Source organism: Candidatus Electronema sp. JM, from assembly GCF_048287415.1.
Taxonomy (GTDB): domain Bacteria; phylum Desulfobacterota; class Desulfobulbia; order Desulfobulbales; family Desulfobulbaceae; genus Electronema.
In genome coordinates this window covers 1-26,424 of sequence record NZ_JBLWEN010000013.1, presented here as the reverse complement: position 1 = coordinate 26,424, position 26,424 = coordinate 1, and the positions used below count along the sequence as shown (strand labels likewise).

27 protein-coding genes and 1 pseudogene are annotated in these 26,424 nt (G+C 54.2%); 24 read left to right on the top strand and 4 right to left on the bottom strand.

Annotated features, from left to right (window positions below; all coding sequences use genetic code 11):
- Positions 1–49: 49 nt before the first annotated feature.
- Positions 50–4,009 (top strand): hypothetical protein, encoded by a 3,960-nt coding sequence (locus tag ACNKH6_RS03140; RefSeq protein WP_417914092.1) that lies wholly within the window; start codon positions 50–52, stop codon positions 4,007–4,009.
- An 88-nt stretch (positions 4,010–4,097) separates the two neighbouring features.
- A complete protein-coding gene (gene hemW, locus ACNKH6_RS03135; RefSeq protein ID WP_417914091.1) occupies positions 4,098–5,219 on the top strand; it encodes a radical SAM family heme chaperone HemW in 1,122 nt (373 codons plus the stop codon).
- An 81-nt stretch (positions 5,220–5,300) separates the two neighbouring features.
- Here hemW and ACNKH6_RS03130 read toward each other — a convergent pair whose 3' ends face one another.
- The 3 genes from ACNKH6_RS03130 to ACNKH6_RS03120 all read right to left on the bottom strand — a co-directional run bounded on the left by ACNKH6_RS03130 (position 5,301) and on the right by ACNKH6_RS03120 (position 7,917).
- Positions 5,301–6,143: a hypothetical protein gene (locus tag ACNKH6_RS03130; protein WP_417914090.1), complete on the bottom strand. Its 843-nt coding sequence runs from the start codon at positions 6,141–6,143 to the stop codon at positions 5,301–5,303.
- Positions 6,144–6,341: 198 nt separating this feature from the next.
- Positions 6,342–6,473: a hypothetical protein gene (locus tag ACNKH6_RS03125; protein WP_417914089.1), complete on the bottom strand. Its 132-nt coding sequence runs from the start codon at positions 6,471–6,473 to the stop codon at positions 6,342–6,344.
- 142 nt (positions 6,474–6,615) lie between these two features.
- Positions 6,616–7,917 carry a homoserine dehydrogenase gene (locus ACNKH6_RS03120; protein ID WP_417914088.1) on the bottom strand — a complete coding sequence of 434 codons (1,302 nt, stop codon included), beginning with the start codon at positions 7,915–7,917 and terminating at the stop codon, positions 6,616–6,618.
- A 206-nt stretch (positions 7,918–8,123) separates the two neighbouring features.
- Here ACNKH6_RS03120 and ACNKH6_RS03115 point away from each other — a divergent pair, with 206 nt between their 5' ends.
- From ACNKH6_RS03115 to ACNKH6_RS03010, 22 genes and pseudogenes are all read left to right on the top strand, one after another.
- On the top strand, positions 8,124–8,798 hold the full coding sequence (locus ACNKH6_RS03115; protein WP_417909411.1) for an adenylate kinase: 675 nt from the start codon (positions 8,124–8,126) through the stop codon (positions 8,796–8,798).
- A gap of 133 nt (positions 8,799–8,931) precedes the next feature.
- The gene (locus ACNKH6_RS03110) at positions 8,932–9,495 is read left to right on the top strand and encodes a hypothetical protein (RefSeq protein ID WP_417914087.1); all 564 of its coding nucleotides are present in this window, start codon (positions 8,932–8,934) and stop codon (positions 9,493–9,495) included.
- A 93-nt stretch (positions 9,496–9,588) separates the two neighbouring features.
- On the top strand, positions 9,589–9,972 hold the full coding sequence (locus tag ACNKH6_RS03105; protein WP_417914086.1) for a DUF302 domain-containing protein: 384 nt from the start codon (positions 9,589–9,591) through the stop codon (positions 9,970–9,972).
- 30 nt (positions 9,973–10,002) lie between these two features.
- A complete protein-coding gene (locus ACNKH6_RS03100; RefSeq protein ID WP_417914085.1) occupies positions 10,003–10,593 on the top strand; it encodes a D-sedoheptulose 7-phosphate isomerase in 591 nt (196 codons plus the stop codon).
- 13 nt (positions 10,594–10,606) lie between these two features.
- Positions 10,607–11,557 carry a hypothetical protein gene (locus ACNKH6_RS03095; protein WP_417914084.1) on the top strand — a complete coding sequence of 317 codons (951 nt, stop codon included), beginning with the start codon at positions 10,607–10,609 and terminating at the stop codon, positions 11,555–11,557.
- A gap of 46 nt (positions 11,558–11,603) precedes the next feature.
- Positions 11,604–11,816: a hypothetical protein gene (locus tag ACNKH6_RS03090; protein WP_417914083.1), complete on the top strand. Its 213-nt coding sequence runs from the start codon at positions 11,604–11,606 to the stop codon at positions 11,814–11,816.
- Positions 11,817–11,972: 156 nt separating this feature from the next.
- Positions 11,973–12,332, top strand: coding sequence for a hypothetical protein (locus ACNKH6_RS03085; protein WP_417914082.1), 360 nt, complete (start codon positions 11,973–11,975; stop codon positions 12,330–12,332).
- A 56-nt stretch (positions 12,333–12,388) separates the two neighbouring features.
- Entirely contained in the window at positions 12,389–12,946 is a 558-nt protein-coding gene (locus tag ACNKH6_RS03080; RefSeq protein WP_417914081.1) for a hypothetical protein, read from the top strand.
- A gap of 22 nt (positions 12,947–12,968) precedes the next feature.
- Positions 12,969–13,121 (top strand): annotated as a pseudogene (locus ACNKH6_RS03075) (element excision factor XisH family protein); the annotation flags it as partial.
- Positions 13,101–13,466 carry a XisI protein gene (locus ACNKH6_RS03070; protein WP_417914113.1) on the top strand — a complete coding sequence of 122 codons (366 nt, stop codon included), beginning with the start codon at positions 13,101–13,103 and terminating at the stop codon, positions 13,464–13,466. The pseudogene ACNKH6_RS03075 and the gene ACNKH6_RS03070, both read left to right, overlap by 21 nt.
- A complete protein-coding gene (locus tag ACNKH6_RS03065; protein WP_417914080.1) occupies positions 13,454–14,086 on the top strand; it encodes a nitroreductase family protein in 633 nt (210 codons plus the stop codon). Before ACNKH6_RS03070 ends, ACNKH6_RS03065 begins: the two co-directional genes overlap by 13 nt.
- A 24-nt stretch (positions 14,087–14,110) precedes the next feature.
- Complete coding sequence (hemC, locus tag ACNKH6_RS03060) at positions 14,111–15,037, top strand: hydroxymethylbilane synthase (protein ID WP_417914079.1); 927 nt, start codon at positions 14,111–14,113, stop codon at positions 15,035–15,037.
- Positions 15,038–15,127: 90 nt separating this feature from the next.
- Positions 15,128–16,069 (top strand): hypothetical protein, encoded by a 942-nt coding sequence (locus tag ACNKH6_RS03055; protein WP_417914078.1) that lies wholly within the window; start codon positions 15,128–15,130, stop codon positions 16,067–16,069.
- A complete protein-coding gene (gene cobA / locus ACNKH6_RS03050) occupies positions 16,066–17,622 on the top strand; it encodes a uroporphyrinogen-III C-methyltransferase (protein WP_417914077.1) in 1,557 nt (518 codons plus the stop codon). The genes ACNKH6_RS03055 and cobA overlap by 4 nt, the downstream gene beginning before the upstream one ends.
- 146 nt (positions 17,623–17,768) lie before the next feature.
- Positions 17,769–18,485: a hypothetical protein gene (locus ACNKH6_RS03045; protein WP_417914076.1), complete on the top strand. Its 717-nt coding sequence runs from the start codon at positions 17,769–17,771 to the stop codon at positions 18,483–18,485.
- Positions 18,486–18,835: 350 nt separating this feature from the next.
- A complete protein-coding gene (locus ACNKH6_RS03040) occupies positions 18,836–19,135 on the top strand; it encodes a hypothetical protein (protein WP_417914075.1) in 300 nt (99 codons plus the stop codon).
- 34 nt (positions 19,136–19,169) lie between these two features.
- Positions 19,170–20,201 carry a 4Fe-4S dicluster domain-containing protein gene (locus tag ACNKH6_RS03035; protein ID WP_417914074.1) on the top strand — a complete coding sequence of 344 codons (1,032 nt, stop codon included), beginning with the start codon at positions 19,170–19,172 and terminating at the stop codon, positions 20,199–20,201.
- 19 nt (positions 20,202–20,220) lie between these two features.
- On the top strand, positions 20,221–21,483 hold the full coding sequence (gene nrfD / locus ACNKH6_RS03030) for an NrfD/PsrC family molybdoenzyme membrane anchor subunit (RefSeq protein ID WP_417914073.1): 1,263 nt from the start codon (positions 20,221–20,223) through the stop codon (positions 21,481–21,483).
- Positions 21,480–22,292: a cytochrome c3 family protein gene (locus tag ACNKH6_RS03025; protein ID WP_417914072.1), complete on the top strand. Its 813-nt coding sequence runs from the start codon at positions 21,480–21,482 to the stop codon at positions 22,290–22,292. Before nrfD ends, ACNKH6_RS03025 begins: the two co-directional genes overlap by 4 nt.
- On the top strand, positions 22,267–22,674 hold the full coding sequence (locus ACNKH6_RS03020; RefSeq protein WP_417914071.1) for a c(7)-type cytochrome triheme domain-containing protein: 408 nt from the start codon (positions 22,267–22,269) through the stop codon (positions 22,672–22,674). The genes ACNKH6_RS03025 and ACNKH6_RS03020 overlap by 26 nt, the downstream gene beginning before the upstream one ends.
- Positions 22,675–23,287: 613 nt before the next feature.
- Positions 23,288–24,310: a GTP 3',8-cyclase MoaA gene (gene moaA, locus ACNKH6_RS03015; protein WP_417914070.1), complete on the top strand. Its 1,023-nt coding sequence runs from the start codon at positions 23,288–23,290 to the stop codon at positions 24,308–24,310.
- A gap of 118 nt (positions 24,311–24,428) precedes the next feature.
- The gene (locus tag ACNKH6_RS03010) at positions 24,429–26,051 is read left to right on the top strand and encodes a CehA/McbA family metallohydrolase (protein ID WP_417914069.1); all 1,623 of its coding nucleotides are present in this window, start codon (positions 24,429–24,431) and stop codon (positions 26,049–26,051) included.
- Here the strand turns inward: ACNKH6_RS03010 and ACNKH6_RS03005 are convergent.
- Positions 26,042–26,424, bottom strand: a 383-nt coding sequence (locus tag ACNKH6_RS03005) for a hypothetical protein (protein ID WP_417914068.1), incomplete at its 5' end; no start/stop codon positions are given. The two genes, ACNKH6_RS03010 and ACNKH6_RS03005, sit on opposite strands and share 10 nt — an antisense overlap.

The window sequence follows — 26,424 nt, the reverse complement described above, 5'->3', positions numbered from 1 at the left end:
GGCGGCTGGTAGAGCGCCTCTGACCAGTGCGGATAAGACGGATAAGACTATGGCTCCCTCAATCGACGAATTTGAAGACCTCACTCAGTTTGCAGATGAGTCATTCGACACTGGAGAAGTGGATCTTTTTGAATTTGCAGATGATGAGGATTCGCCGCTGCTCCGTCTGAAATCAATCGTCCTGTCGCTGGACTGGGACATCACCGAGGAAATTCTCAACGAGCTGAACGAGGAGCTGGCCAGCCTGCGCAACTTGTGGAAAGACGACAAGGTGGCGCAAATTTATCTCCAAGGCATGGAGAACGTTGGCAAATACATGCGGACAGAAGGAGCCTACGCTCATCCCAACGCTATCAAGCTCCTGCTCACGCTCTATCACAATTTTGAGAAAATCATTTCTTCGGCCAATATCAGCGGCGAAAGCGTCACCTCAATGCTGAAGGCGGACATTCGCAAATTCAAGGTGCTCCAGTATCAAATCAGTGCGCTGAAAAAAGCCAAGGGCGATCAAGAGCCGCCTGTTGCCGAAGACGAAGAAGTCCAGCAGGAGAGCAAGTCTGTCCCGCCCCAAGCGGCCAAGGAGAAAAAAACTGCGAAAAGCGGAGCCGCTGCCGCGCCACCTCCTCCGCCTGCGAAAAAAAAGGAAAGCGGGATGTCCGTGCCGCTGCGCAGCATGGAAGCCACCATTCTGGGATTGGAATGGGAAGTCACCGACGAAGGGTTGGAAAAATTCAGCACCGAAGCGGCGGAGCTGCGCAAGCATCTGAGCGACAACAAAGAGGCGCAGGTGCTGATACAAGGTCTGCAAGCGTTGGGCGCCTATATCCGCGCGGAGAAAATAGAATCCCACCCAGATGCCTTCACCATTCTGCACTCGTTTTATGATGCCCTGAAAATGCTGCTCGACAGCCCGGACTTGGGCGCGGCGCAGCGGCGGCAGATACTGATTGAGCAGATCAGCAGCCTGAACAGCCTGAAAGAGGTCATCGCCCGGTCGGCGGCCAGCAAACCTGCGGAAGAAGGCGAGGACGAGCAGGAAGAAGAACCGGAGGACGAGGAAGTCCCAGCTCCTGCGGCAGAGGCGGATGAGGAGCCTGAGGAGTTCGCTTTCGGCGATGAGGAAGAGGATGATTTCTCCGTTAAGGCCGAAGAAGCATCTGCGCCCGTTGCTGCCCCTGCGGCGAAGCCAAAGGCGGCAATGCCATTGGCGAGCCTCCAGCCAACGGAGACCAGTTCGGAGGAGGACGATGAATTTGATGACGATCTGTTTGCCCAAGATGGCGGCGGAGTCAAGCCTGCGCTGGCCGATGAAGACGAGGATGGAAGTTTTGCCGGCAGTTTGACTTCAGAAGAACTCAGCGGCGATAAAGCGGTGGAGCTGGATGAAAAACTTGATTCCTTCTTCAATTTCGGCGACGAAGAAGAACAACCTCAGAAATCCGTTAAAGCTGCTAAAGTTCCGGTTCAGCCAGAAGAGAAAAAGCCTGCGGCTGAGGTGAAGAAACCAGAAAAATTGTCGTTGGACAATTTATTGGAGACTGATGATAAAGATGAGGATGCGGAGGAAGAAGAGGACGATGATATTGATTCTTCGTTCTTCAATTTTACAGACGATGATGAATCATCTGGCGTAGCAGGCGCAACTGCTGCCGCTGCTGCGGATTCGCTGCATTTTGATGATGAATTGTTTGACGGCCCGACAAAACAGGCGGTCTCGGCGGATGAGGAGGAAAATCAAGGTCTGGCCGCTGTCTCGAAGGAAGAGGAAGAAGATAATGATGATGAGCTTGATGCGTTCTTTAATTTTGACGATGAATTAGATGACAAAGCAGCTCCTCCGTCCGCCCGGCCTGTCGCTGCCGCCTTGGCAGACGAAGAGGAAAGCCCGCTCGGCCTGAGCGCAAATATCTTCGGCGGCGTGGACGAGGACGGGCCAGAGCTGGAACAGGCCGACGATACTCAACCTGCTCTGGCTGATGAGGATGAAGAGCCGGACGACGAAGCGGCTGACGTGGCTGACAGCGATGAAATTTCTGACGGGCTGGACTCCTTCTTCAGCTTTGATGATGAGGACGACAAGAAGGCAGATTCTCCGGCTGCCCAGCCTGCCGTTTCCGAACCTGCTTTGGCAGACGAAGAGGAAAATCCTCTCAGTCTAAGCGCAGGCCTCTTCGGCGGCGTAGATGAGGACGGGCCTGAGCTGGAACAGGCCGATGACACTCAACCTGCTCTGGCTGATGAGGATGAAGAGACGGACAACGAAGTAGCTGACAGTGATGAAATTTCTGACGGCTTGGACTCCTTCTTCAGCTTTGATGATGAGGACGACAAAAAGGCAGATTCTCTGGCTGCCCAGCCTTCCGTTTCCGAACCTGCCTTGGCTGACGACGAGGAGGAAAGTCCTCTCAGCCGGAGCGCAGGCCTCTTCGGCGGCGTGGACGAGGACGGGCCAGAGCTGGAACAGGCCGACGATACTCAACCTGCTCTGGCTGATGAGGATGAAGAACCGGGCGACGAAGCGGCTGACAGCGATGAAATTGCTGACGGGCTGGACTCCTTCTTCAGCTTTGATGAGGACGACGAAAAGGCAGATTCTCCGGCTGCCCAGCCTGCCGTTTCCGAACCTGCCTTGGCTGACGACGAGGAGGAAAGTCCTCTCAGCTTGAGCGCAGGTCTCCTCAGCATGGAAGAGCGGAACGAACCCGCCGTCGCCATTGAGGATGCCGAAGCGGACATTGACACGGCGCGGGCAGCTGAAATCAAAAATAAACTTGACACGTTATTCAGCTTTGAAAATGAGGTTCCGAGCGCAGAAGACGAGCAAGCAGCAGGTGAGAGCTTTACGGAAGAACTGCCAGAGCTGGCTGATGAGCTGATCACCCCCTTGGATGATGATGCTCCGGGCAGCGGCGACACGTTGTTCGGAGCTGATGCTGCTGACAGCAAAGCTGATGCGCAGCAACAAGACGAAGAATTCTTCGCTTTCGGCAGTTCAGATGCAGACGATGAGACTGCCGCCGCGTTGCCAGGTGCTTTTGCTGAGGAATCAGAAGAGGAGTCTGATGATGCGCTGGCGGATGCAGACGAGCAGCATGATGCCTTCTTTGGCTTTGACGGCAATTTAGACCCAGAAGCGGAAGAAGAAGAGCCTGTGGCTGCGGATGATGAGGACAGCGCACTTTTTGCAGAAGAAGCTGATGCCGATTTACTGGCTGCTGCTGACAGCAAATCTGACGAACCGCAGGAGGAATTTTTTGCCTTCAGCGACACAGAATCTGAGGAAGAGCTGCCTGCGGCTGAGGAAGAAGCAACGTCCGCCGCACTTCTTGCCGATGATGAGCAGGATGAGCTGTTCAGCTTGAAAATGGAGGAAGAACCTGCCGAGGAGGCAGCAGGCGGAAGCGAGCCGGAAGACGATCTCCTGCTGGGGGAGGAATATGAGGAGCAGAGCGGGACTGCGCTGCTGTTCGGCCAAGACAGTTTGGCAGATCCTTTTGCCAGTGTTGAGGAGAAAGATGAAGCTGACAACATCGTTGGGCCGGAAGAACGTGCCGACGAGGTTGATGTGGCCGAGATATTCTCCTCGCTCGCTGCTGTGGCTGCCGCGCTGCCGTCCACTCCTTCTCAGCATCATCTCCGCCAAGTATCTGAGCTGGCTGCCGCAGCCCGCAGCTCGTCGTCTTTGCCGCCGCACCAAGCGATCGTGCTCGACTTGCTCGACACGTCTTCGGCTTTGCTTGCCAAGGCACCGCAGACGGCAGCCAGCGCGGCAATCGTGCAGGAGCTGGCTGCCGGATTGAACAAGGCGGAAGAGCCGTCCGCGCTGGCAGAACTGATCAGCCAGTACACGTCATGGCAGAAAAACTTTTTCAGCCAAATATTGCACGGCGGGCAGCATGAGGAAGATGCTGACGGCCACGTTCCGCCGCAAACTCTGGCCCAGCTCAGACAAGAGATGCGGGAAGAATTCCGGCAGCTCAGACAGGAAATGCTGACCCTGCGCCGCTGAACCGCCTTTCACACTGGGGAAGATGCCGCTTCCCCAGTTTAGCTCTTCATGCCTTTGAACCTGTTTAATTTTTTCCAACAATAGGGGCATGAGCGATATCGGTCTCTATCTTCACATCCCCTTCTGTTTAAAAAAATGCGCCTATTGCAGCTTCTATTCGCTGCCGGGCCGCCAGCATCTTGACCGCTATCTGGCCGCTGTCGCCCTGCAACTGCGCCAATCTTCCTCTGAACGCCCTCTGACCAGCATCTTCTTTGGCGGAGGAACGCCAACTATGCTGCCGCCGGAATCGTTGCGGCACCTGCTGATTGAATGCCGCCAGCAATTTTCTTGCACTGAAGACGCGGAAATTTCCATTGAGGTCAATCCGGCCACGGTTGATTTGTCTGCCTTAAAAACCATCTGGCAGGCAGGTTTTAACCGCTTGTCCATCGGGGCGCAGTCGTTTCAAGATAACGAATTGCAACAGCTTGGCCGACCGCACACAGCGGCGGATGCGGCGCAGACCGTCCGCTTGGCCCGCGAGGCTGGTTTCAGCAACATCGGCTTGGATTTGATGTACGGCTTGCCCGGTCAGACGCTGCAAACGTGGCAGGGCACCTTAGCGCAAGCATTAGCCTTGGCCCCGCAGCATCTGTCCATCTACGAGCTGACGATTGAGGAAGGAACGCCCTTTGCCCGGCAGCAGGAGCGCGGCGGGCTGCATTTGCCGGATGAAGACACCGTGCTGCGGATGCTCGAAATAACACAGCAAATGGTCAGCCAAGCCGGTTTGCATCGCTATGAGATTTCCAACTATGCCCAGCCCGGCTGCGAATGCCGCCACAATCTCAATTACTGGCGGAACGGCGAATGGTTCGGCTTAGGGCCGAGCGCGGTTTCCTCAATCGCAGGAATCCGCCGCACGGCAGTGGCTGATGTGGCGGAATTCTGCCGCCGGATGGAAAGCGGGCAGAGCGTCTGGCAGGAAGAGGAACGCTTGGAACCGGAAGCCTCCTTCCGGGAAAGCGTGGTGATCGGCCTGCGGATGACAGAAGGCGTGTCGCTGACGGAGCTGCGCCGCCGTTTCGGAATTGATGCCGAAGCATACTACGGCGCAACGCTGGCCCGGCTTATCAGACTGAGAATGCTGGAAATTACACAAGGCCATCTGCGCCTGACCGCGCAAGGCCTGCTGCTGGCCAACACCGTGATGGCGGAGCTGGTCTAAAATACAAAAGGGGCGGAATTTATTTTCCGCCCCTTTTGCGTTGCGCCGCTCAGTTCTCTCAGCGGCTGTAAGCATCAGCCATTACTTCATGCACTTCGGAGTAGCTGGACTTGGATTGATAATCTTGGTATACCAGCAAACACCTTGTCTGCACTCGCCAGTCATGCAGAGATCATCGAATTCATGACAATCGGCATTTATCATGCAGCAGGTTCCAACATCACGGGTGATGCTCTTCTTGTAGGTTCTGTTCTTGCAGGTGACAGTAACCTCAATGCTGGCAGTCTGCTTTCCAGCAACACAGGCACGGCTGATTTCTACTTTAGCCGTTTCCTTGCAATCTACATCTTGATTGTCGCCGCCGTCATTATTACCGCCATTTCCACCGCCATTGCCGTTGTCATTTCCACCACCGTTATTATTACCATTGCCGCCACCGGTAACTACAATGATGACTTTACCGTCATTCTTGCGCGTATTGATCACAATGATCTGGATGTCATTTTGATTGAGGGAACCATGCTTGACATCTAATTTGATCTGGATCACCGCAGCGGCGCGGGCGATAGGCAGATTTCCCATCCTCACCTCAATTCTGCCAATCACGCCATTTGCTCTGTCTATATGCCCTGCGCTGATCAGGCTGACCGCATTGAGCAGCATTCCGGCAACAGAATCGCAGGCATTTGCGTCATCCTCAAAAACCTCTTCACCCTGCTGAAGCACTTGAAGATAATATGCAGCCAGCAGCGCGTTGTCCATCGCATATTTGTGCAGATGCTTCCAATGCAGCTTGTGCGCTTCTTTTTCTTTCTGCTTTACCACCACGATCAGCGCGTTATCCGCTTTGATCTTGATGGCTTCCATTTTGCTGCGGCTGACTCCCTTAGCTTGCGCGGCATCGGGCGCGGCGACAAAAAGCACAGAGACCGCCAGCAGCATTGCGACGGCAAGACCTAAAAACGACTTCATATTTCCCTCCAGAGAAAAAAATTAAAAAAACTGCCTCCAATGGGCATACAAAACCATCCTGCAAGAAAGAAGTCAAGGCTTATTTACTTTTTTTGAAATTAAGCAGCGCGGCAAGCTCCAACGGATTGACGATGGTCAGGCTGCCGTCAATCACCTGACCATGCTGCCTGTCCTCTGAGCAGAGCGTGCCGCAGCCAGCGGGCGCGCTGCTTCCTTCTTGCTGCTGTCCTTGCCGATGCTGTACAGGACGATGTTGGTGTCAGCTAAACGCAGGCCGGTCATAGCAATCGTTCCGGCGCAGCTTCTCCATGAGGAACTCAATGAAATCGGGCACACTCTGCGCCTGTGTTTGAGGAAGCTCCCTGCTCTGCTGGTAAATGGATAGACAATGATGCCATGCTGTTGCCTCAGCAGGTTAAGGTTGTCACTCCTCCAGCATCCTGATCCGCACCGTCGGCGCAGCCACGGTGTCGAGCGCGTCAATCTCCCGCAGAGCGGCGGCCACGGCCTCTTCCTTGGCCGTGTGCGTGAGGATGACCACGGCCACCGGCTCATTCTCCTTGCGGCCCTTTTGCAGCACCGACTCAATGCTGATGCTGTGCTGGCTGAGGATGCTGGCGATGCTGGCCAGCACGCCGGGCTGATCAAGGGCAGTGATGCGCAGGTAGCAGGGGCACGTCAGGGCTGAGAGCGGCGCAATAGGCCGGTCAATGATGTGCTCCGGCAACCACGCGAGCGCAGGCGCACGCCCGACAGCTCCGGCGGCGATGTTGCGGGCGATATCGATCACATCCGCCGCCACAGCCGAGCCGGTGGGCAGGCTGCCTGCTCCCGCCCCGCTGAGGATGATGCTGCCGCAGAGGTCACCGCAGAACTCCGCCGCGTTGTTCGCCCCGCTGATTGAGGCGAGCAGGTGCGACTCCGGCACCATCGTCGGATGCACCCGCGCCTCCACCGCCCCGCCGACGCTGCGGCTCACGGCCAGCAGCTTGATCCGGCAGCCGAACTCACGGGCGAACTCAATATCCACCGGCTCAATCCTGCTGATGCCCTCAGTGGCGATCTGCTCCGGGCTGATGTTCATGCCGTAGGCGATGCTCATCAAAATCGCCAGCTTGTGGGCGGTGTCGATGCCCTCTACGTCGTAGGTCGGGTCAGCTTCAGCAAAGCCCAGCCGTTGCGCCTCCCGCAGCACCTCGGCAAAGGGCAGCCGCTCGTCGGTCATGCGGGTGAGGATGTAGTTGGCCGTGCCGTTGAGGATGCCGGTGACTGAAAGCAGCTCGTTGGCGGCCAGCCCTTCTTTCAGGGTCTTGATCAGCGGGATGCCGCCGCCCACGCTGCCTTCAAAGCCGATCTCCACACCCTTGGCTGCTGCTGCGGCGAAAATCTCCCTGCCATGCTGCGAGAGCAGAGCCTTGTTGGCCGTGACCACATGCTTGCCCGCAGCAATCGCCTTGAGGATGAAGGTCTTGGCTGGCTCTATGCCGCCGATCAGCTCCACTGCTATCTGGATGTCCGGGTCATTGAGGACTGCGTCCGCGTCTTTGGTCAGTTCGGCGGCGGCGTATGCAGGCGGCAGCGCGGCCAAGGAGCGGGCGTATATTTTAGTCAGCTGGATGCGCAGGCCGCTGCGCTGGGCGATGCGCTCCTGCTGACGGCGCAGGGCCTCGGCCAAACCCTTGCCTACGGTGCCGAAGCCGATCAGGCCGACGTTCACATTGTTCATGATGCAGAGTCTCGTGCGAAAGGGGAATGAAGAGCATGTCGCCCCTGTTTGTACCCTGTTTGCCCGCAGTTGTCAAAAGGATGCGCCGCATTTCCGCTGGCGTTGGCGACAGGGCTGGAGTATAGTTGAGTTCCGCCACGAACACGCGCAGACAGGGAGCGCGCCTCCCTTCATCCCATATTCATCCTTATATAGAGAGGGCAGTCATGAACATTCTCACCTTCGGACCCAACGGCAGCGGCAAAGGCACTCAAGGCGCAATCGTCAAAGAGAAGTACGGCTTAGATCACATTGAGTCCGGCGCGATCTTCCGCGAGCACATCAAAGGCGGCACCGAGCTGGGCAAGAAGGCCAAAGCCTACATTGACCGGGGCGACCTCGTGCCGGACGAGATCACCGTGCCGATGGTGCTGGAGACTTTGGCAAAATCCAAGGACAAAGGCTGGCTGTTGGATGGTTTTCCGCGCTCGCTGGAGCAGGCGAAAGCCCTCGACAAGGCGTTGACTGAATCCGGCATGGCTTTGGATTATGTGGTGGAAATCACGCTGGAGCGGCAGATTGCCAAGGAGCGTATCATGGGCCGCCGCCTCTGCGCCAATGACAACAACCACCCGAATCACATTGCCTTTGCGGCGATCAAGCCGGTGGAGAAGGACGGCAGGCTGGTCTGCCGGGTCTGCGGCGGCGAGCTGAGTGCCCGCGCTGATGATCAGGATGAAGCGGCCATCGGCAAGCGGCATGACATCTACTACGACGACAAGACCGGCACGATGGCGGCGGTGAACTACTTCAAGCAGAGCGGCAAGGCTAAGGTGATTTCCGTAGATGGCTCCAAGGCGATTAAGGAGGTGTCGGCGGAGATATTGGGCAAGTTGGTGTAAGGGCGGGTTGTTGCAAGGGGCGGGCTGGGTTGCTTCGCCCTTTGGTGTGATCGATTGGTTGAACCAACTTTCTGCTTATCACGCAATTTTGCAGGATAGGCAAAGCTGGTTAATTTTATGATTGGAGATAACCGTGAACTTGATAGAGCTTATATCAAAAATAGTTGATTCTTTGGCCTGGCCAGCAGTAGTCGTTTTGTTGGCTTTTAGGTTCAAACACTCATTAATTCCGATACTTGAAAGTCTATCTTCGATACTTAACAATCTAAACAAGGTTAAAAATGGAGGCTTTGAAATGGAGTTTTCTAGAAAAACCCTTGAAATTGACAGAGCTTCTCCAAAAGCTTTTGGTTCAGACCAAAAAGATTTTGAGCCAAAAATTAATAAGAAAGATAGTTCTCCTAAAGCGATAATTATTGAGTACTGGATTGATATCCTTAGATCTGCGAAGAAGCTTCATGAAGATCAATTTAGCGATTTCTATTTAAATAGTGATGATCATATGGCAATCAATGATTTTTTAGCCAAGAAACGTGTTTTGAATGCTGAGGGAATGAAAATATTTAATGAGCTAAGGAAAATAAGAAATAGGGCGGTACATGAACCAGACTCCACAATTACGATTGACCAAGCTATATTGTTCGCTAAACAATCAAACAGGCTAATAAACTACTTTGATAAGTATAAAAAACCGTAATATGCATCATTATCTTCGGATAATTTATTCGCTGTACTTCTAATTTTCCAGTGAGCAAGGCGTTGTGTGTTTTCCATAAAATGGAGGTATTACATGTACTACATAACCGAAACAACCAAACCCTTCGACCAAGCTGCCGCAGACCTTGAAGCGACAGTCAAGCAGCATGGCTTTGGTGTGCTGCATGTCCACGATTTGGGCAGCACGCTCCGCAGTAAGGGCATTGCCTTTGACCAGAACTGTAAAATCTTTGAAGTTTGCAATCCTGTGCAAGCTGGCAAGGTGCTCGCCACGGACATGCGCCTGAACATGGCATTGCCCTGCCGCATTTCTGTTTTCACTGAAAACGGAACGACGAAGATTGGCACCATCAGGCCGTCGCACATGCTGGCAATGCTTTCGCAGGAAGCAGCTTTAACGCACATCTCCAGCGAGGTTGAAGCGAAGATTATCCAGATGATTGATTCCGCGAAGTGAGAAGAATAACAAAACTGACAGGGAGCAAACATGGACGCAGCAGCCTTAATTCAAAGCAGCCTTGCGGAAAATAAACGGGCTAAAGATGCCTTTGCCGCAGAATCCTCCGGCAAGCTGATCGAGCTGGCGGATATGATAACCGCCTGTTTCCGCAGCGGCGGCAAGCTGCTGATTTTCGGCAACGGCGGCAGCGCGGCAGATGCCCAGCACATGGCGGCGGAATTCGTCAACCGCTTCTTGATCAATCGTGCGCCGCTGCCCGCCATCGCCCTGACCACTGACACGTCCATTCTTACGGCGGTGGGCAATGATTTTTCGTATGAACAAATATTTGTCAAGCAAGTGCAGGCACTTGGCAAGCCCGGCGATGTCGCTCTCGGCATCACCACGTCCGGCACTTCGCCGAATGTGGTCAAGGCCTTGGCCGCTGCCAAAGAGCTGGGCCTGAAGACCGCAGGGCTGACCGGCGGCCTGAGCGTCAAGCCAAATGGCGTGGTGCAATATTGCGATGTGCTGTTGAATGTGCCGTCTCCCTCCACGCCGCGCATTCAGGAAGCGCACCTGTGGATTGAGCATCTGCTCTGCGAGATCGTTGAAAAAACGCTGTTCGGCGCAGTCTGACCCGGAAAAAATCATGCCTTCAGTTCCTCCTCTCGACTTCAGCGGCCTCAACACCTATTCCTTGCACGGGCGGCACTCCAAAGTGACCGTGGCGGATTTTGCCCAGCCTGTAAAACCGGGCATGACGGTGCGGGAATTGATCGCTAATTTGCCCAAGCAGCTGGCAGGCAAGGATTTTCCAGAGCTGGTGGAGCGTATCGCCGCAGCGGTGACGCAGAAGCGGCCTGTGTTGGTCGGCATGGGCGCACATGTGATCAAGGTCGGCTTGGCACCAATTTTGATTGATTTGATGGAGCGCGGGATTATCTCTGCGCTGGCCTTGAACGGGGCGGGTATCATCCATGATGCGGAAATTGCAATGGTTGGCCGCACTTCCGAGGAAGTTGCCAATGTGCTTGGCGCTGGTGCCTTTGGCGCAGCGCGGGAAACCGGCGAAGTTCTCAATCAGGCGATCAACCAAGGGGCGAAAGAAGGCATTGGTCTGGGCGAAGCGGTGGGCAATGCCCTGCTTCAGCAGAATTTTCCTTTCAACGACCAGAGTTTGCTGGCGCAAGCGCGGCGGCTTGGCATTCCTGTGACCGTGCATGTGGCGATGGGCACGGATATCATTCATATTCATCCGGCGGCGGACGGCGCGGCCATCGGCCAGTGCAGCCACCACGATTTCCGCGTGTTCTGCCGCTTAGTTAGCGGGCTGGAAGGCGGCGTGTATCTCAATCTCGGTTCAGCGGTGCTGCTGCCAGAGGTCTTCCTCAAGGCCCTGACTGTCGTACGCAATCTTGGTCATTTGGTGCAGCGTTTCACCACTGCGAATTTTGATTTTATCCGCGCTTATCGGCCCGCAACCAACGTGGTGCATCGGCCCACGCTCGAAGGCGGCAAGGGCTTCAATTTCACCGGCCACCATGAGCTGATGATTCCGTTGCTGGCGGCGGCGGTTGTGGACAGGCTGGGGGATGTTTGATATATTTTGGTGTTTCACAAAAAAAAGATACCATTTGGGCATATCAATGAAGTTCGAACTAACCGATTCTAAAAAAAGATGGTTGCTGATTGTTTTTGCTATCTCAGGATGGATAACAGCAATTTTTCTTATCGTATACCTTTTCTCTTTAAATAAAGAAAATGAAATTCAACCTTTTGAAGAAGGTTTAAGATTTTTTGCCGATAAACTATCGGATGAAATATATAAAAAAATTGGAAACAAAACAGTAGCCTTTTAAAATTTCACTGACTTCCAAGGAAAAGAAACAAATCTTGGTAATTATGCCGCACAGAGACTCTTGCCATTTCTCTTGAAGAATAAAAATATTAAAATTGTTGACAGAAGGCATATTAGGTTAACCCTGAATGAATTTAAGCTGCAAGAAACCATGCTCATGGAACCAGCGCAGGCACTAAAAGTTGGAAAAATTGCCAGCAGTGAATATCTTTTTGTTGGTAAAACTGAATATGCTGATGATTTAATTTCAATTTCTATACAGATAATAGATGTAAATACAAATATTGTTAATGTGTCAGAATCAATAGCTGTGCTTTCAGATAAAATAGCATATAGAATTTCCGGCGGAGAGGAAAAAGACCAAAAGATGTCATTTTTATTTTTTAGAAAAATATACAATTTTTTAAAAGAAAATTATCAGTGGCTTTGGACTGCTATCGTGATACCAATAGCAGGTTGGCTTATGAAAGGCAAGAAAAAGGCAATAATAGATAACAACGAAGAAATAGTTAAATAAAAATGTCCTTTACAGATTTTAACTCGCCAGATGAAGTGCAGAAAGCATACAGCATCATGTATACTGAGGAGAAATTTCTGCACGCTGCGCCCAGAATGCCGTCAGACGCATTTCTTCAGGATTTTGAATTCAGCCGGACCAACTTTGATATTTTCAGCTCTGAAGCTTCCCGCTGCGAAGCGGTGATTTTTCCTTTGCTGCGGGAAGCCTGCAAAGCCTTTGTCGCGGATTACGCGCTCTGGAGCCACAAAGCCATTGCTGTGGCCACAGATGCGCGGCTTTCCGGCATCCCGGATTACATCATCGCCCGCCGCTCTGAACTCGGCAAGAATGTCCTCGGCTTTCCTCTTGTTCTCATTGCAGAAGCCAAGCAAAATAATTTCACCAAAGGCTGGGGCCAATGCCTTGCCGAGCTGGTGGCTGCGCAAAATCTGAATAGCTGCCGAGAACAGCCGGTGTTTGGCATTGTCACGGATGCGGAAGTCTGGCAATTCGGCAAATTGACAAAGAACATCTTCACGCGGAACCTGAGCCGCGCCCTGATTGACGATGTTGCGGCGGTGTTTGGTGCTGTGTATCAAATGATGGAGCTGGCGGCTGGTGCGGCAGATTGATTTTCATAACAATAATATAAAAATGGCAGCAAAAGATTTATTTCATCAGTCCGTAAAAAATGCCCTCAAGAAAGAAGGCTGGGCAGTCACTCATGATCCATTAACCATCAAGGTCGGCGGAATTGGCATGGAGATTGACTTGGGAGCCGAAAATCTGATTGCAGCAGAAAAAGGCGCGGAAAAGATAGACCGTTATCGTCAATGCATCAAAGAGGTGATAAACCGCCACAGCACGCCTTCGGCATACGGCGACACTGAAGTGCAGCAGATTTTTGACACGGAACACGATCATTACCAGCTTGTTCATGCTGGCTGGCACGATAAGGAACGAATATATGGCTGCACTCTGCATCTGGATATCAAGGATGGAAAAATCTGGATTCAATATGACGGCACGGAAACCGGCATTGCGGATGAGTTGGCAGAGATTGGTGTTCCAAAAGAAGACATTGTTCTTGCTTATCATCCGCCGTACAAAAGACCGTACACAGGTTTCGGGCCAGAAGCATGTCTGATATAGAACAAATCTCCAGCCTTGAGCACATCATCCGCGCCCGCCGTTCGATCCGCAGCTTTTCCGGCCAAGTTTCGGATGAAACCTTGCGGAAGATCGTGGAATCTGCTTTATATGCGCCGTATGCTGCCGGAACCGGCATTCCGTTCAAGGAGATACGACGGATTTTCATCTTCCGGCAGCAAACAGCGGCCATGACGCAGGCGCAGGAAATCATTCAGGAGCATCTTCGCCGCAGCGCGTTCAAACTGCGGCTTGCGGCGGTCTTCAGCAAGAAAATGCGCACCTTGGCCGGGCGGGTTCAGGCTTCGGCAGAGAAAGGCATTCCAAGTTTGTGCGAAGGTTCGCTGATTGTGGCCGCAGAACAGAAAGGCTTTCCTGCCGTTGAAGCGCAGTCCCTGGCGCACGTGATGCAAAACATGTGGCTGACCGCAGCCGCGCACGGAGTCGGCTTGCAGCTCCTTTCTCTCACCGGCGGACTGGCGAACAACAAACAATTCATGCAGCTGCTCGGCCTGCCGCCCAATAAATGGGCTTTGTCCGGCTGCGTTGTCGGCATTCCCAAACATGTTCCGGCGGCGCGGGAGCAGCGCAACGCGGACGATTTCATCTTCTGGCTGAAATAAGCCAATTTCATAAACCATCTTGCTATGAAACAACATATCCGCATCGGCACCCGCGCCAGTTTGCTGGCTGTCACGCAATCCACTTGGGTGAAAAAGCAAATTGAACGGCAGCATCCTGGAACCACAGTGGAGCTGGTGAAGATTATCACCAAAGGCGACAAGATTCTTGATGTGCCGCTGGCGAAAGTTGGCGGCAAAGGGCTGTTTGTCAAAGAGATTGAAGATGCGCTCTTGGACGGACGAGTTGATTTGGCTGTGCATTCGATGAAAGATGTGCCTGCCGAGCTGCCTGCTGGTTTGCATGTGGCGATTGTGCCGGAACGTGAGGTGCCTTTTGATGCCTTTATTTCGGTGAAATATAAGACTCTGGCAGAAGTTCCTAACGGCGCGGCTATTGGCACCTCCAGTTTGCGGCGCAAATCGCAGCTTGCGGCAATCCGCCCTGATTTGCAAATTCATGATCTTCGCGGCAACTTGGACACTCGTTTGCGCAAATTAGATGAGGGCGCGTATGATGCGATCATCCTTGCAGGCGCGGGATTGAACAGGCTAGGAATGCAGCAGCGAATCACGGCCCTGTTTACCCCGGAGCAAATGCTCCCGGCCATTGGCCAAGGCGCGTTGGGCATTGAGCTGCGCGAAGCGGACAACGATTTGCTGGCCGGACTTCAGTTTCTGCATCATGCGGACACGGCAGCGGCTGTGGCGGCGGAACGGGCCTTTCTTCTCCGCTTGGAAGGCGGCTGTCAAGTTCCGATTGGCGGCTTTGCAACTGTTGCAGGCAATACGGTGACATTGACCGGGCTTATTGCTTCCTTAGATGGCGAGAAGGTGTTTAAAGAGCAGCTTGCCGGGCCGGTTGCAGAGGCGGCGAAGATCGGCAAAATTTTGGCTGAGAAGTTGCTTGCAGCAGGCGGAAAAGCGGTTTTGGATGAGGTGTATGCGGGGTGAAAATTATTTAGCCCGCATACAGGAAGGAAGTGCGAGTTTTAATAGCTCGCCTTATTTATAACAAATTATTCATTTTCAGAGGAAATAGCAATGAGACTGAGGGACATTCTTGCGGTGTTTTCACAATATTCAAAAGACATTGCTTTAGTAGAATCTGGAATTACAAACGATAGTAACAACAGACGTGTTGAAGGGATATCTCGTTTCCGTATAGCAATACAACAGATAGAGAATACAGGAGCATTCAAGAGTGAGATTGAAGATATTAAAAATATTAACAGAACTATTTTTATAACTCATGATGATTCTGTTGCTTTAAGTAAAGATATATCTAGCAGGCTTAACTCATTGTCTATCAAGCTACAGAACAAATTAAATATTGCCACAGCGGTTCTTTCGGCGGTACTTCCTGTTCAAGATCAAAATTCCATAAGCATTAAACTTCCAAAGATTAATGATTTGAAAGATACAGCCTATATATCAGAGAAGTTAGGAAAAATATTTGATCAGCTGCTTGTGAATGATTTTATCCAAGGTGAAACACGCCTGCAAAATTTTGACACTGGGTCAGAATGGTTAGAGGTTGTATTTAATTCAGCAAAAGCAGCAAGTGTTGTTGTGTCAGTTGTATATTCTGTTATTTACTTACATCGTGAATACATCAAAAACAAAGAGGCTCTTGAAGTTATCAGGAACAGAAGGATTTCAAACGACATATACGAAAATCTCAGCAAACAACTTCTTGATGAAAATGGAAGATTATTAGAAGAACAGGCAGCTAAAATAGCTTTTGAAGCAGGCGCGGAAAAAAACAATCAAGAGTATATCTCACGAGTCAAATTCTGCATCAATGAACTGAACGTCCTTATCGACAAAGGTCTAAAATTTTTCCCCTCATCAACATCTCCAAGTGAAATTAAAAATAAATTGCCTGATTTTTCAAAAAATAACATTGAAGAAATGCTTCCTGAAATTAAAAAACTTCCCGAAAAAACTTTAAAATCAGTAACTACAGAAGAAAACAAACCGTGAAAAATACGCAATCTGCATCCCAAAAAGGCAAAGTTTATCTCGTCGGCGCAGGGCCGGGCGACCCTGGTTTGATCACGCTGCGCGGCAAATTCCTCCTCGAACGGGCCGAAGCGGTGGTTTATGATCACTTGGCCAACGTCAAGCTGCTCGCTCATGCGCCTGCCGAGGCCGAGCTGATCTATGTCGGCAAAAAAAGCAATCAGCACACCCTGCCGCAGGAGGGCATCAACCGGCTGCTGGTCGAACTGGGTTTGGCCGGAAAGCGGGTGGTGCGGCTCAAGGGCGGCGATCCCTTCATTTTTGGCCGGGGCGCGGAGGAGATTGAAGAATTGGTCAAGGCGGGCATTCCCTTTGAAGTGGTGCCGGGCGTGACCTCGGCCACTGCTGCTGCCACCTATGCGGGCATTCCGATAACCCACCGCGATTACACGGCTTCGGTGGCCTTTGTCACTGGCCACGAGGCGGACGGGAAGGAGGAATCGAATATCGCTTGGGACAAACTGGCGACCGGCGCGGGCACGATCATTATTTATATGGGGATCAAAAATCTGCCGCTTATCAGCCAGAAGCTGATCGAAAATGGTCGCTCGCCGGACACGCCGGTGGCTGTGGTGCGCTGGGCTTCAACTCCGCAGCAGCGGTCGGTGGTCGGCACGCTGGCGACGATCAGCGAGGTGGTGGCGCAGGCGAAAATCACTCCGCCCGCCTTGGTGATTGTCGGCGAGGTGGTCAAACTGCGCGGCATCATTGACTGGTACGAGCACCGTCCGCTCTTCGGCAAGCGGATCGCTGTCACCCGCACCCGCGAGCAGGCCAGCGAATTAGTTTCCAAGCTGGAGGAATACGGCGCGGAATGCCTTGAATATCCGACCATTCACATCGAGCCGGTGGCGGATTGCAGCATCATAGATGCGGCGTTGGAAAACATGGCCGCATACCACTGGCTGCTGTTCACCAGCCTGAATGCGGTGACGTATTTCTTCAAGCGGCTGCACGAGAAAGGTTTGGACAGCCGCGCCCTTGCGCCTTGCAAAATCGGCGCGGTGGGCAAAACCACGGCGGATGAAATCGGCAAATACGGCCTGCGGGCGGATATGATCCCGGAAAAATTCACCGGCGAAGGCTTGGCCGAAGCTTTGATTGCCGCTGGCGAAGCGCAGGGAAAACGCTTCCTGCTTCCCCGCGCTCTCAAGGCGATGGAGACGCTGCCGGAGCTGCTGGAAGACGCGGGCGGTTCTGTCACGGTCGCGCCGGTGTATCAGAACGTGCCGCCGCAGGGCCGCAAGGATGAGCTGCGCAAACGCCTGCTGGAGCGCGGTATTGATGTGGTCACTTTCGCCAGCTCCTCCGCCGTCACCAACTTTCTCGACATGGTGGACGCGCAGGACGAGGCGGAACTGCATCAGCTCCTTGATCCGGTCAAAATCGCGGTCATCGGCCCGGTCACGGCGGAGACGGTGCGCAAGCGAGGCCTGAAGGTGGACATCCAGCCGGAGCGGTACACGATTGACGATTTGGCCGCCGCAATCGCTGCGCAGGGCCGCTTGGGCTGAAGTTTGCCGTCATCGTGGTATAAAATATTTTGCGGCAGGTACAGCTTTTTGCATTGTCATTTCCGCTGGCCAAAGCTATACTAAATGCAGAAGACCTGCATCTGTTTTTGGCAGGGGAAGGTCTTAATTCTTTTGAGATGAAGAACATGACTCGAACACACTGCGTTTATCTGCTTGCGGCTTTGGTCAGCAGCAGTCCGGCTTTGGCGGCCCAGCCGTCGTCGGTCTGCATCGCTGAGTGCAGCGACAGCGGCGCGGCGGTCAGCAGCCTGCTGTTGGCGGCTGACATGTATGGCAGATTGAACAGCACTTCTGCGGGCGGCGTTGATTTGTCGCTGAATGAATCGGCCAAGAACTTCAAAGGTATCTTCGCCGAGCAAGGTCAGATTGACGGGCAGGACATCACCTTGTCCTACAACGGCTCTGAAGGGCGGCTTGGCTTTTCTGCCGGTTATCTGTACACCGCCCCGGAAAACAGCCCGGAATCTGGAGCAGTTCTGCTCGACGGATTGGACGGTCAGCACAACAAAAATCTCCTGCACGAGAGCGGTGAAAAGCCGTGGTATGTCACGTTCAATCTGGCCAAGGATTTCAAGGTCAGCGACAGCGTTGCCTTAGGCGTTGATTCCAGAACCATGCTGGTCGCCGCACCTGCTTTGCAGAATGAGGACAAGAACAACAATGGGCAGGCCGTTTGCATGTCCTTCAATCTGCCGGTTTCGTATGGCAATTTCCTGAAGGTGACACCAGAGCTGCAATGGTCTCATGCCTTAGAGACTGACGCGGCGGCCCGGAGCAGTGAACTGGGCGACAAAAATCCAAACACCTTCTACGGCGGCATGTCCATCAGCTTTTCGTACTGAAAAGTTCCTGCATTCGCTCCGCGACAAAAACGAAGAAACAAAATTGTTTCTTCGTTTTTTACTTTCAGTTTCCCCATCACTTTTCTTCCCACCCTGTTGTTTGGTCAGGCTCCTCCCGCAGCCCGTTGTCAGTTAGGCCCCTCCAACATGCAGCGGACTCTGCTGCCAAGTTCTTCTTTTTCCTGCGACGGCAGCTTTTTTCCTTGACGGCTCGCGTGGTTTGCAGTTTAATCTCCCCTTTTTTGACGTTGTTAATTCTGTGCCTGTGAACACCGTGACGGTATTTGCGCTGATATACATTAAAAAATTGTTTTTCAACGTAATTTGCAACACAAAATAAGGAGGCTGTTATGGCTGAAGAGCAGATGGTGAGTGGGAAAAAGCAGGACGAGGTGGTTGCCGCCAAACGGGTCTTTTTCCAGCGGGCTGCGGCTGCGCTGGGTGTCGTGGCGGCTGCCGGTCTGACTGGAGCGGCGGTTGTGAAATCCGCTCAAAAAGCCGAAGGGTCGAACGTCCGCAGCCACGCCGCCGAGGAGGATTTGCGGCAGCAGCAGACCATGAGCGGCAAAGAGTTGCTCATCATGACCGAGGAAGAGAAGCAGCAGATGCTGGACAATCTCCTGCGCAACCATCATCAGACGGTGTCTTGAGGATATTCCTATTCCATAACGGAGGCGATGCACAATGTCAGAAGATAAAACAACGATAGTTGATGAACAGGACGACGGTACGGTGAAAGAATCCCGCCGCGATTTCCTGAAAAAGCTGGGCATTGCCGCCGCTGCGACAGCAGCAGCCCCGGCAGCTGCGGCCAAGGCCGCAAGCATAGCCGAGCATTTGCAAGGGCACTTTGAGCTGATGAGTGACGAGCAAAAGCAAGAGGCCATTGCCCGCTTGGAAGAACGCTACAAAGAACAGTTCGGCAAGGAAGTCACAGTGGCTAACACGCCTGCCCCAGAGGGCGTGCTCTTTGGTTATGCGCTCAACATTGCCAAATGTATAGGCTGCCGCCGCTGTGTTGAAGCCTGCGTTCGAGAAAACAATCAATCCCGTGACCCCAAAATTCAGTGGATTCGGGTCTTGCGGATGGAGCGAGGCACTGAAACCTTTGAATTGGGAAATTGGAACAAGGGTTTTCCCGACAGCAGTCCCTTGGGAGACTACGGCATCCAAGCCGGCGGCCATGCCGATAAACCTGTCGGCATTTCCGGCGATGCCGAGCATTACTACAACCCGGAGCTGGTGCCGGAAGACAATGCCTTTTATTTTCCGGTGCAGTGCCAGCAATGCGAAAAACCGGCTTGCGTCAGAGCCTGTCCAGTGCGGGCAACATATCGGGATCCCAACGGCATCGTTGTGATTGATTACAACTGGTGCATTGGCTGCCGGATGTGCCAGCTGGCCTGTCCATACTGGGCGCGCCGTTTCAACTGGGGCGAGCCGGTGCTGCCGAACGAGGACATGAATCCCAAGACCCATTATCTGGGCAACCGTCCGCGTATGCGCGGGGTCATGGAAAAATGCACCTTCTGTTTGCAGCGGGTGAGAGATGGACGCTATCCGGCCTGTGTGGAAGCCTGCCCTGTGGGTGCAAGAAAGTTCGGCAACCTGCTTGATCCTGAAAGCGAAGTGAGGAAGGTTTTGGCAACCAAGAAGGTGTTCCGGTTCAAGGAAGAGTTCAGCACCTATCCAAAATTTTTCTATTACATGGATTAGAGAGGTATTGATAATGACCATGAAACAGCAAATCGCTTCTTCTTCCCAGAAGCCCATAGCCTTCACCCGCGACTTCTGTCTTTATGCCGTCAAAGGAGGAAAACTCTATTACGGCTGGTTGCTCTTCCTTTCCTTTTTTGCGATTGTCGGCCTTGTCACCACCTACATACAGATGACAACCGGCCTTATCGTCACCGGAGCCACAGACCAAATCTCTTGGGAGCTGTTCGTTTCCAATTTTATCCACTGTCCATCCATAGCGTCGGCGGCAGTGCTGGTGGTGACCCCTGCTTATATCTACAAGCGTAAAGATATGAAGCAGCTGGCCGTCATCGGCGAGGCCATCGCCATGGTCTTCGTGATTATCGGCATCAACTTCATCCTCTACCACATGGGTCGGCCAGACCGGTCGTGGCACGCGGTTCCTGGGATAGGCATCTTCAACTTTCCCAGTTCGGTGCTTACCTATGACATCATCGTGCTGAACGTGTACCTCGTTCTTAACGCTGTGGCGGTCTTCTATTATCTGTACAAACACTATGTCGACCAGCCGATAAACACCACGTTCTATACTCCGCTGATCTACTTTGCCGTGGCATGGGGACCGTTCATTCACATCATCACCGCCTTCATCCTCAGCAGCAATGCGCGGCTCGCTGTATGGCATACCGCGCTCATGCCCTTTTCCTTTTTAGCCATGGCAGCTTCAGCTGGACCAGCCTTGGTGATCATAATATTTTTGGTGATCCGCAAGTTCACCAAACTGGAAATTGCAGACTCCGTAATTGACTTCTTTTCCCAAGTCATTATCTGGGGTTTGGGTGTCCTCATCCTGATGTTTGCGGTGGAGTTCTTTACGGAACTCTATCCAGACACCCATCATGCCGCTCCCCTGAAGTATGCGATTATGGGGCACAACGGTATGGAACCCTATGTGCCGTGGTTTTGGGCAGTTATGACCGTGTTTGTGCTACAGTTCTTCCTGCTGCTCAACAGCAAGGTGCGGAAGAGCTACAACTTCCTGCTGCCGCTGATCTGCCTGTCAGTCTTCCTGAGCGTCCTGATAGAAAAACCCTCTATCTTGATCTTTCCGGCCTTCAGCCCGACCCCCTTGGGTGAGTATGCCGTATATCATCCGACCTTGATTGAAATCTTCAACGTCCTGTTCGTCTGGGCGACCGGCTTTATACTGCTGACCATGGTACTCAAGGGAACGGTTGGTGTGTTGACCGGCGAGGTGCGTGACACCAAAACCGTAGCAGCAAGTGGAGGTGCGAAATGAGTTACGTAAAAGCAGCGGCGTACTGCGGCCTTTTGGTTGTGCTGACGCTTCACACGGCGGCGGCGGAAGAAGGCAAGCCTGAGGCGGCAGCAGCGCAACAGCAACAAGGCCAGCCCAGCACTGCATCAGTTGAGTGCTATGAGAGCATCAAAGACTCCACCAATCTTGCAAAGGTGGAGAACGCGAACCCTAAGTTCGGCTATCCCAATGTGAAGTGCTCACCGACCACCGGCGCGGTGCTGTGGTACGGCGATCCCTACACGGATACTGTGCCTATGGGGGAAATGCCGAAGTTCGGCGATGAGACGGACGGCGACTTTGCCCAAGCGGTCATCCGGCCCCGCATGAAGCACTTCAAAACAACCATGCAGTGCAGCGGCTGTCATCCCAGCGCAGATCAAGCCTCCGCTCCACCGAATGAGCCGCGCCAGCTCCAAATGCATCAGGACATCGTCAGTGATGCCACAAAATTGCAGCATGGCCGGGGCGCAATCTGGTGTTTGGACTGCCATAACACCGCCAACCGCGACACCCTTGTTGACCGCCGTAAGAAAGAGGTCAGCTTTGATGAATCCCAAAAGCTCTGCGGCAGCTGCCACGGCGACACCTACAGCAAATGGCGGACGGGTCTCCACGGCAAGCGCACGGGCGAATGGAAAGTGGGTGGGAAAAAACGGTGGTGGACCTGCACCGAGTGTCATAATCCCCATACCGTTCAGGTGCGCCGCTTTAATCCCGTCAAGCCTGAACTGCCGCCGGATCTGCCACGCGGCATGAGCAGCAATGAAATCAGCAGCAAGCACGAATAAGAAGCTCGGCATGGCAGCAAAGAGCTTGGTTTTCAGGGGAGTACTGGCCCTTGAACTCGCAGCCTGCGCACCTGCCTCAGCGGAGCAACAGCAAGCTGCTGCTCCGCCCGCAGCCATGCCAACTTCTGATGTTTCCCGCTTCAGTCATGACTTTCATGTCAACAAAGTGGGTTTCGGCTGCGCTGACTGCCACACCAGCTTGTTTGAGCAGGCAGGCGGCTCGGCCAAAGCGGCGGGCGATTTCACCATGAGCAGCTTTGAGAAAGGCAAATACTGCGGCACCTGCCACGACGGCCTCACCGCTTTTGCTGCCACTGATCAAGGTAGCTGCGCCCGCTGCCACGGCAGCGGCATGAAGCCGCCTAAGAAAAAAAGCCGCTAAACTGCTGTTGCTGTAACATCTGTTCGTCCCGCATCAAAAGGACGGAGCCGAGCTGGTTCCGTCCTTTTTCTTTTTTGCACTGGCACTGCTGAAGACCCGGATGATAATATACCAGAAAAGAGCTGGCCGTTATTCAGAGCTTGGGAGCGGAACAGCGGCATTTTATCAGAACATGAACAGTCCGGTTTGCCATCATGAACATCAGCCTGCACAAATGAGCGCGGACGAATTCGTATATTTGCAAATAAATTCAACAGGAAAAGCTATCTGAATAAAATATGGCGGTAAAATACAGCATCAGCAAGGACACAGTCCGCGAGTGGAAACGCCTTAGAATTTTTGAAAATTATTCGCCTGCGCCGTATATTGGAACACGATCCTCACATCTTGTCAGGAGGCGGTTGTGATTAACTTGCGGACATCCCTGCTGCTTCTAATCGATGATCTCCTTGTTGTTACGCGTAAATTCTTATATCCGAAGATGTTGCGCTCCGCTCTTGACCGCTGCATGAGACGGCACGGAATTTAAAATCTGATCTCCAGAATTGTTTAAAAAACCGGAGTGCAATCATCCGGGTCGTGACACACAAATCAAGGTCAACTGAAACCAGCCATGTCCTCGCAAAAAAGCGTTGCCGCTCCTGCCGACCTCTTCAGCCGCACCATCTCCTATCTGCGGCTTTCGCTCACTGACCGCTGCAATCTGCGCTGCATCTACTGCGTGCCGCCGGAGGGCCAGCCGCCCTGCCTTGCCCACGACGCGCTGCTCACTTACGAAGAGCTGCTGCGGGTGGTGCGGGCGGCGGTCAGCCTTGGCATGACTAAGCTGCGCCTGACCGGCGGCGAGCCGTTAGTGCGCAAGGGCATCATGGGCTTTGTCGAGCGGCTGGGCGAAATTGACGGCCTGCGGGACATCCGCATCACCACCAACGGCGTGCTGCTGGAACAATACGCGGAAGGACTGAAGGCCGCCGGAATCAGCAAGATCAACATCAGCTTGGACAGCCTGAAGCCAGAGCGGTTTGCGGCAATCACCGGCGCAGACTCCTTCGCCCAAGTTTGGCGGGGGATTGAAAAGGCGCAGGCCGTCGGTTTCGCGCCGGTCAAGCTGAACATGGTGGTGATGCGCGGCGTGAACGACGACGAGCTGGAAGAGTTCGCCCGCCTTTCCCGCGACACCAGCCTGCATGTGCGTTTCATCGAATTCATGCCGGTCGGCTCCCAATCGCGCTGGAACCGCGACACCTATCTCTGCTCTGACAAAATCAAGGAGCGGATCAGCCATCTGGGCGAGCTGATTCCGGTGCCGCGCAGCGAGACGGACGGCCCGGCCAGCATGTTTCGGCTGGGCGAAAACGCGAAGGGCAAAATCGGCTTCATCAGCCCGATCAGCCATCATTTCTGCGACCGCTGCAACCGCCTCCGCCTGACCTCGGAAGGACGGCTCCGCGCCTGTTTGCTCCACGATGCGGAAACTGATCTCCGCGCTGTCCTGCGCCGGGGCTGCTCGGATGAGGATATCTGCGAAACCTTGCTGGCCGCTGTCCGCAGCAAGCCGCAGGGCCACCGCATGGAAGAGCGGCTGCGCGAGCAGGAAGGCGGCTGCCACGGACGGATGTCGCGGATTGGCGGGTGATTGCGTCCCTCATCAAAATCTCATGGATTCTTTATCAAAGGCGAACCTGTCCTTTTTAGATTCGGCATTGCTGCGATCAGGCAGCAGACGGCTTCAATCATTCAGAGAGGACAAGGCTATGCAAAAGAGCTGCAGCAAACTGGGGATTTCTGTTCTGGCGGGTGCCTGCATGGGCGTGTTGTTCGGCGGGTCATCGGCAATGGCGGCGTACAACGTCTATTACGGCCACCTGCACAACCATTCCAACGTCTCGGACGGCACCGGCACGCCTGCTCAGGCGTATGCCTATGCGCGGGACACCGCCGGGCTGGACTTTTTCAGCCTGGCTGATCATGACTCCGGCATCAGCTCAACCGAATGGACTGACCTGAAGAGCACGGCTAACTCGTACAACAATGACGGCAGCTTTGTCGCCCTGTGGGGCTTTGAGTGGTCGTCCAGCGGCAACTACGGCCATGTGACCGTGATCGGCACGGACGACTACTGCACATCTGGCAGCACAGCCACCGACACCTTCCCGGAGCTGGTGACCTGGCTGAATGCCCGCAGCGGCGTGGCCTTCTTCAACCATCCAGGCCGCGAGGACGGCCAGAGCCGGGAGTTCAGCCACTTCGCCACCACGCCGTCCGACAAGTTCGTGGGCATGGAGCTGTTCAACAAGGCCGACGACTTCGACACCTACTACTACAACGACGGCTACTACACCAACGACGGCAGCAAAAGCTTCTTTGACGAGGCCATTTCCCGTGGCTGGGACATCGGCGCGGCAGGCGGCGACGACAACCATACGGCCACCTGGGGCACGGACACCGACTACCGTCTGGCCGTGCTGGCCACCGCCAAGACCCGCGCCGCAATCATGGAGGCCTTGCAGGCCCGCCGGATGTTCTCCACGCTCGACAAGAACCTGACCCTCTCCTTCACGCTGGCTGGCGCGGAGATGGGTTCAGTGCTGGATCCCGGCACCCACGCCCTGCGCATCGAGGCCAATGACGGCAACAACGAGGTCTTCACCACTGTCCAGCTGATCAAGAACGGCGCGGTTGCCCAGACGTGGAATCCCAATCAGGCGCACCCGGTCATCACCGGCAACGTGACCGCCGCCGCAGGCGACTACTATTATGTGAAGGTCACGCAGCAGGACGGCGACGAGGCCATCTCCTCGCCGATCTCCATGAACGGCGCGGCGGGCGGCGGCAGCACTACTGTTTCCGCACGGGTGGCAACCGGCAGCGACGATGCCGAGCAGCAGCAGACCGACGGCGTGGTGACGCTGAACAGCTCTGATCTGGAGCTGGTCTATGACACAACCACCACCGGCAATCAGTACGTGGGGATGCGCTTCGCCAACCTCGGCATTCCGCAGGGCGCGACCATCACCAACGCCTACATTCAGTTCACCGTGGATGAGAAGAACTCCGGCGCAACCACGCTGACCATCAAAGGCCAGGCTGCTGACAATGCGGCCACCTTCACCACGGCCTCCAACAACGTCAGCAGCCGTCCGACCACCACGGCTTCCGTGTCGTGGACACCGGCGGCTTGGAACACTGTCGGCGCAGCAGGCGCGGATCAGCGCACCCCTGACCTGAAGGACATCGTGCAGGAGATCGTCAACCGCAGCGGCTGGTCAGCCAACAACGGCATGGCGATCATCATCACGGGCACCGGCGAGCGCACCGCTGAAGCGTATGAAGGCGCGGCCAGCCAGGCGGCGCAGTTAGTCGTGACCTACGAGTAAGAGCAGCTGGAGCAGCTATCCGGCTGTGCAGAACAGCCCCTTCCTCGGCCTGGCGGTGTGGCCTGTGCTCTGCCGCGCTGGGCCTCGATCTCATCCTGCGTCTTCTGCGATGCCGTGAGCAGCGCGTCGGCAAGCTCCTGATTCACCAAGCCTTCGGCAGCGGCCTGCGCCAGCAGCTCGGCGGCCTGCATGGCCAGCTTGTTGACGCTCTGCCTCATGCCGAAACCGTACTCGGCGTTGTCCTCAAAGAGCGAGTTCGACCAGGCCGGGCCGCGTCCGTCCCCGCGCTTGCAGTACGGGGTGGTGGGCAGGTTGCCGCCATAAATAGAAGAGCAGCCGGTGGCGTTGGCGATCAGCATCCGGTCGCCGAAAA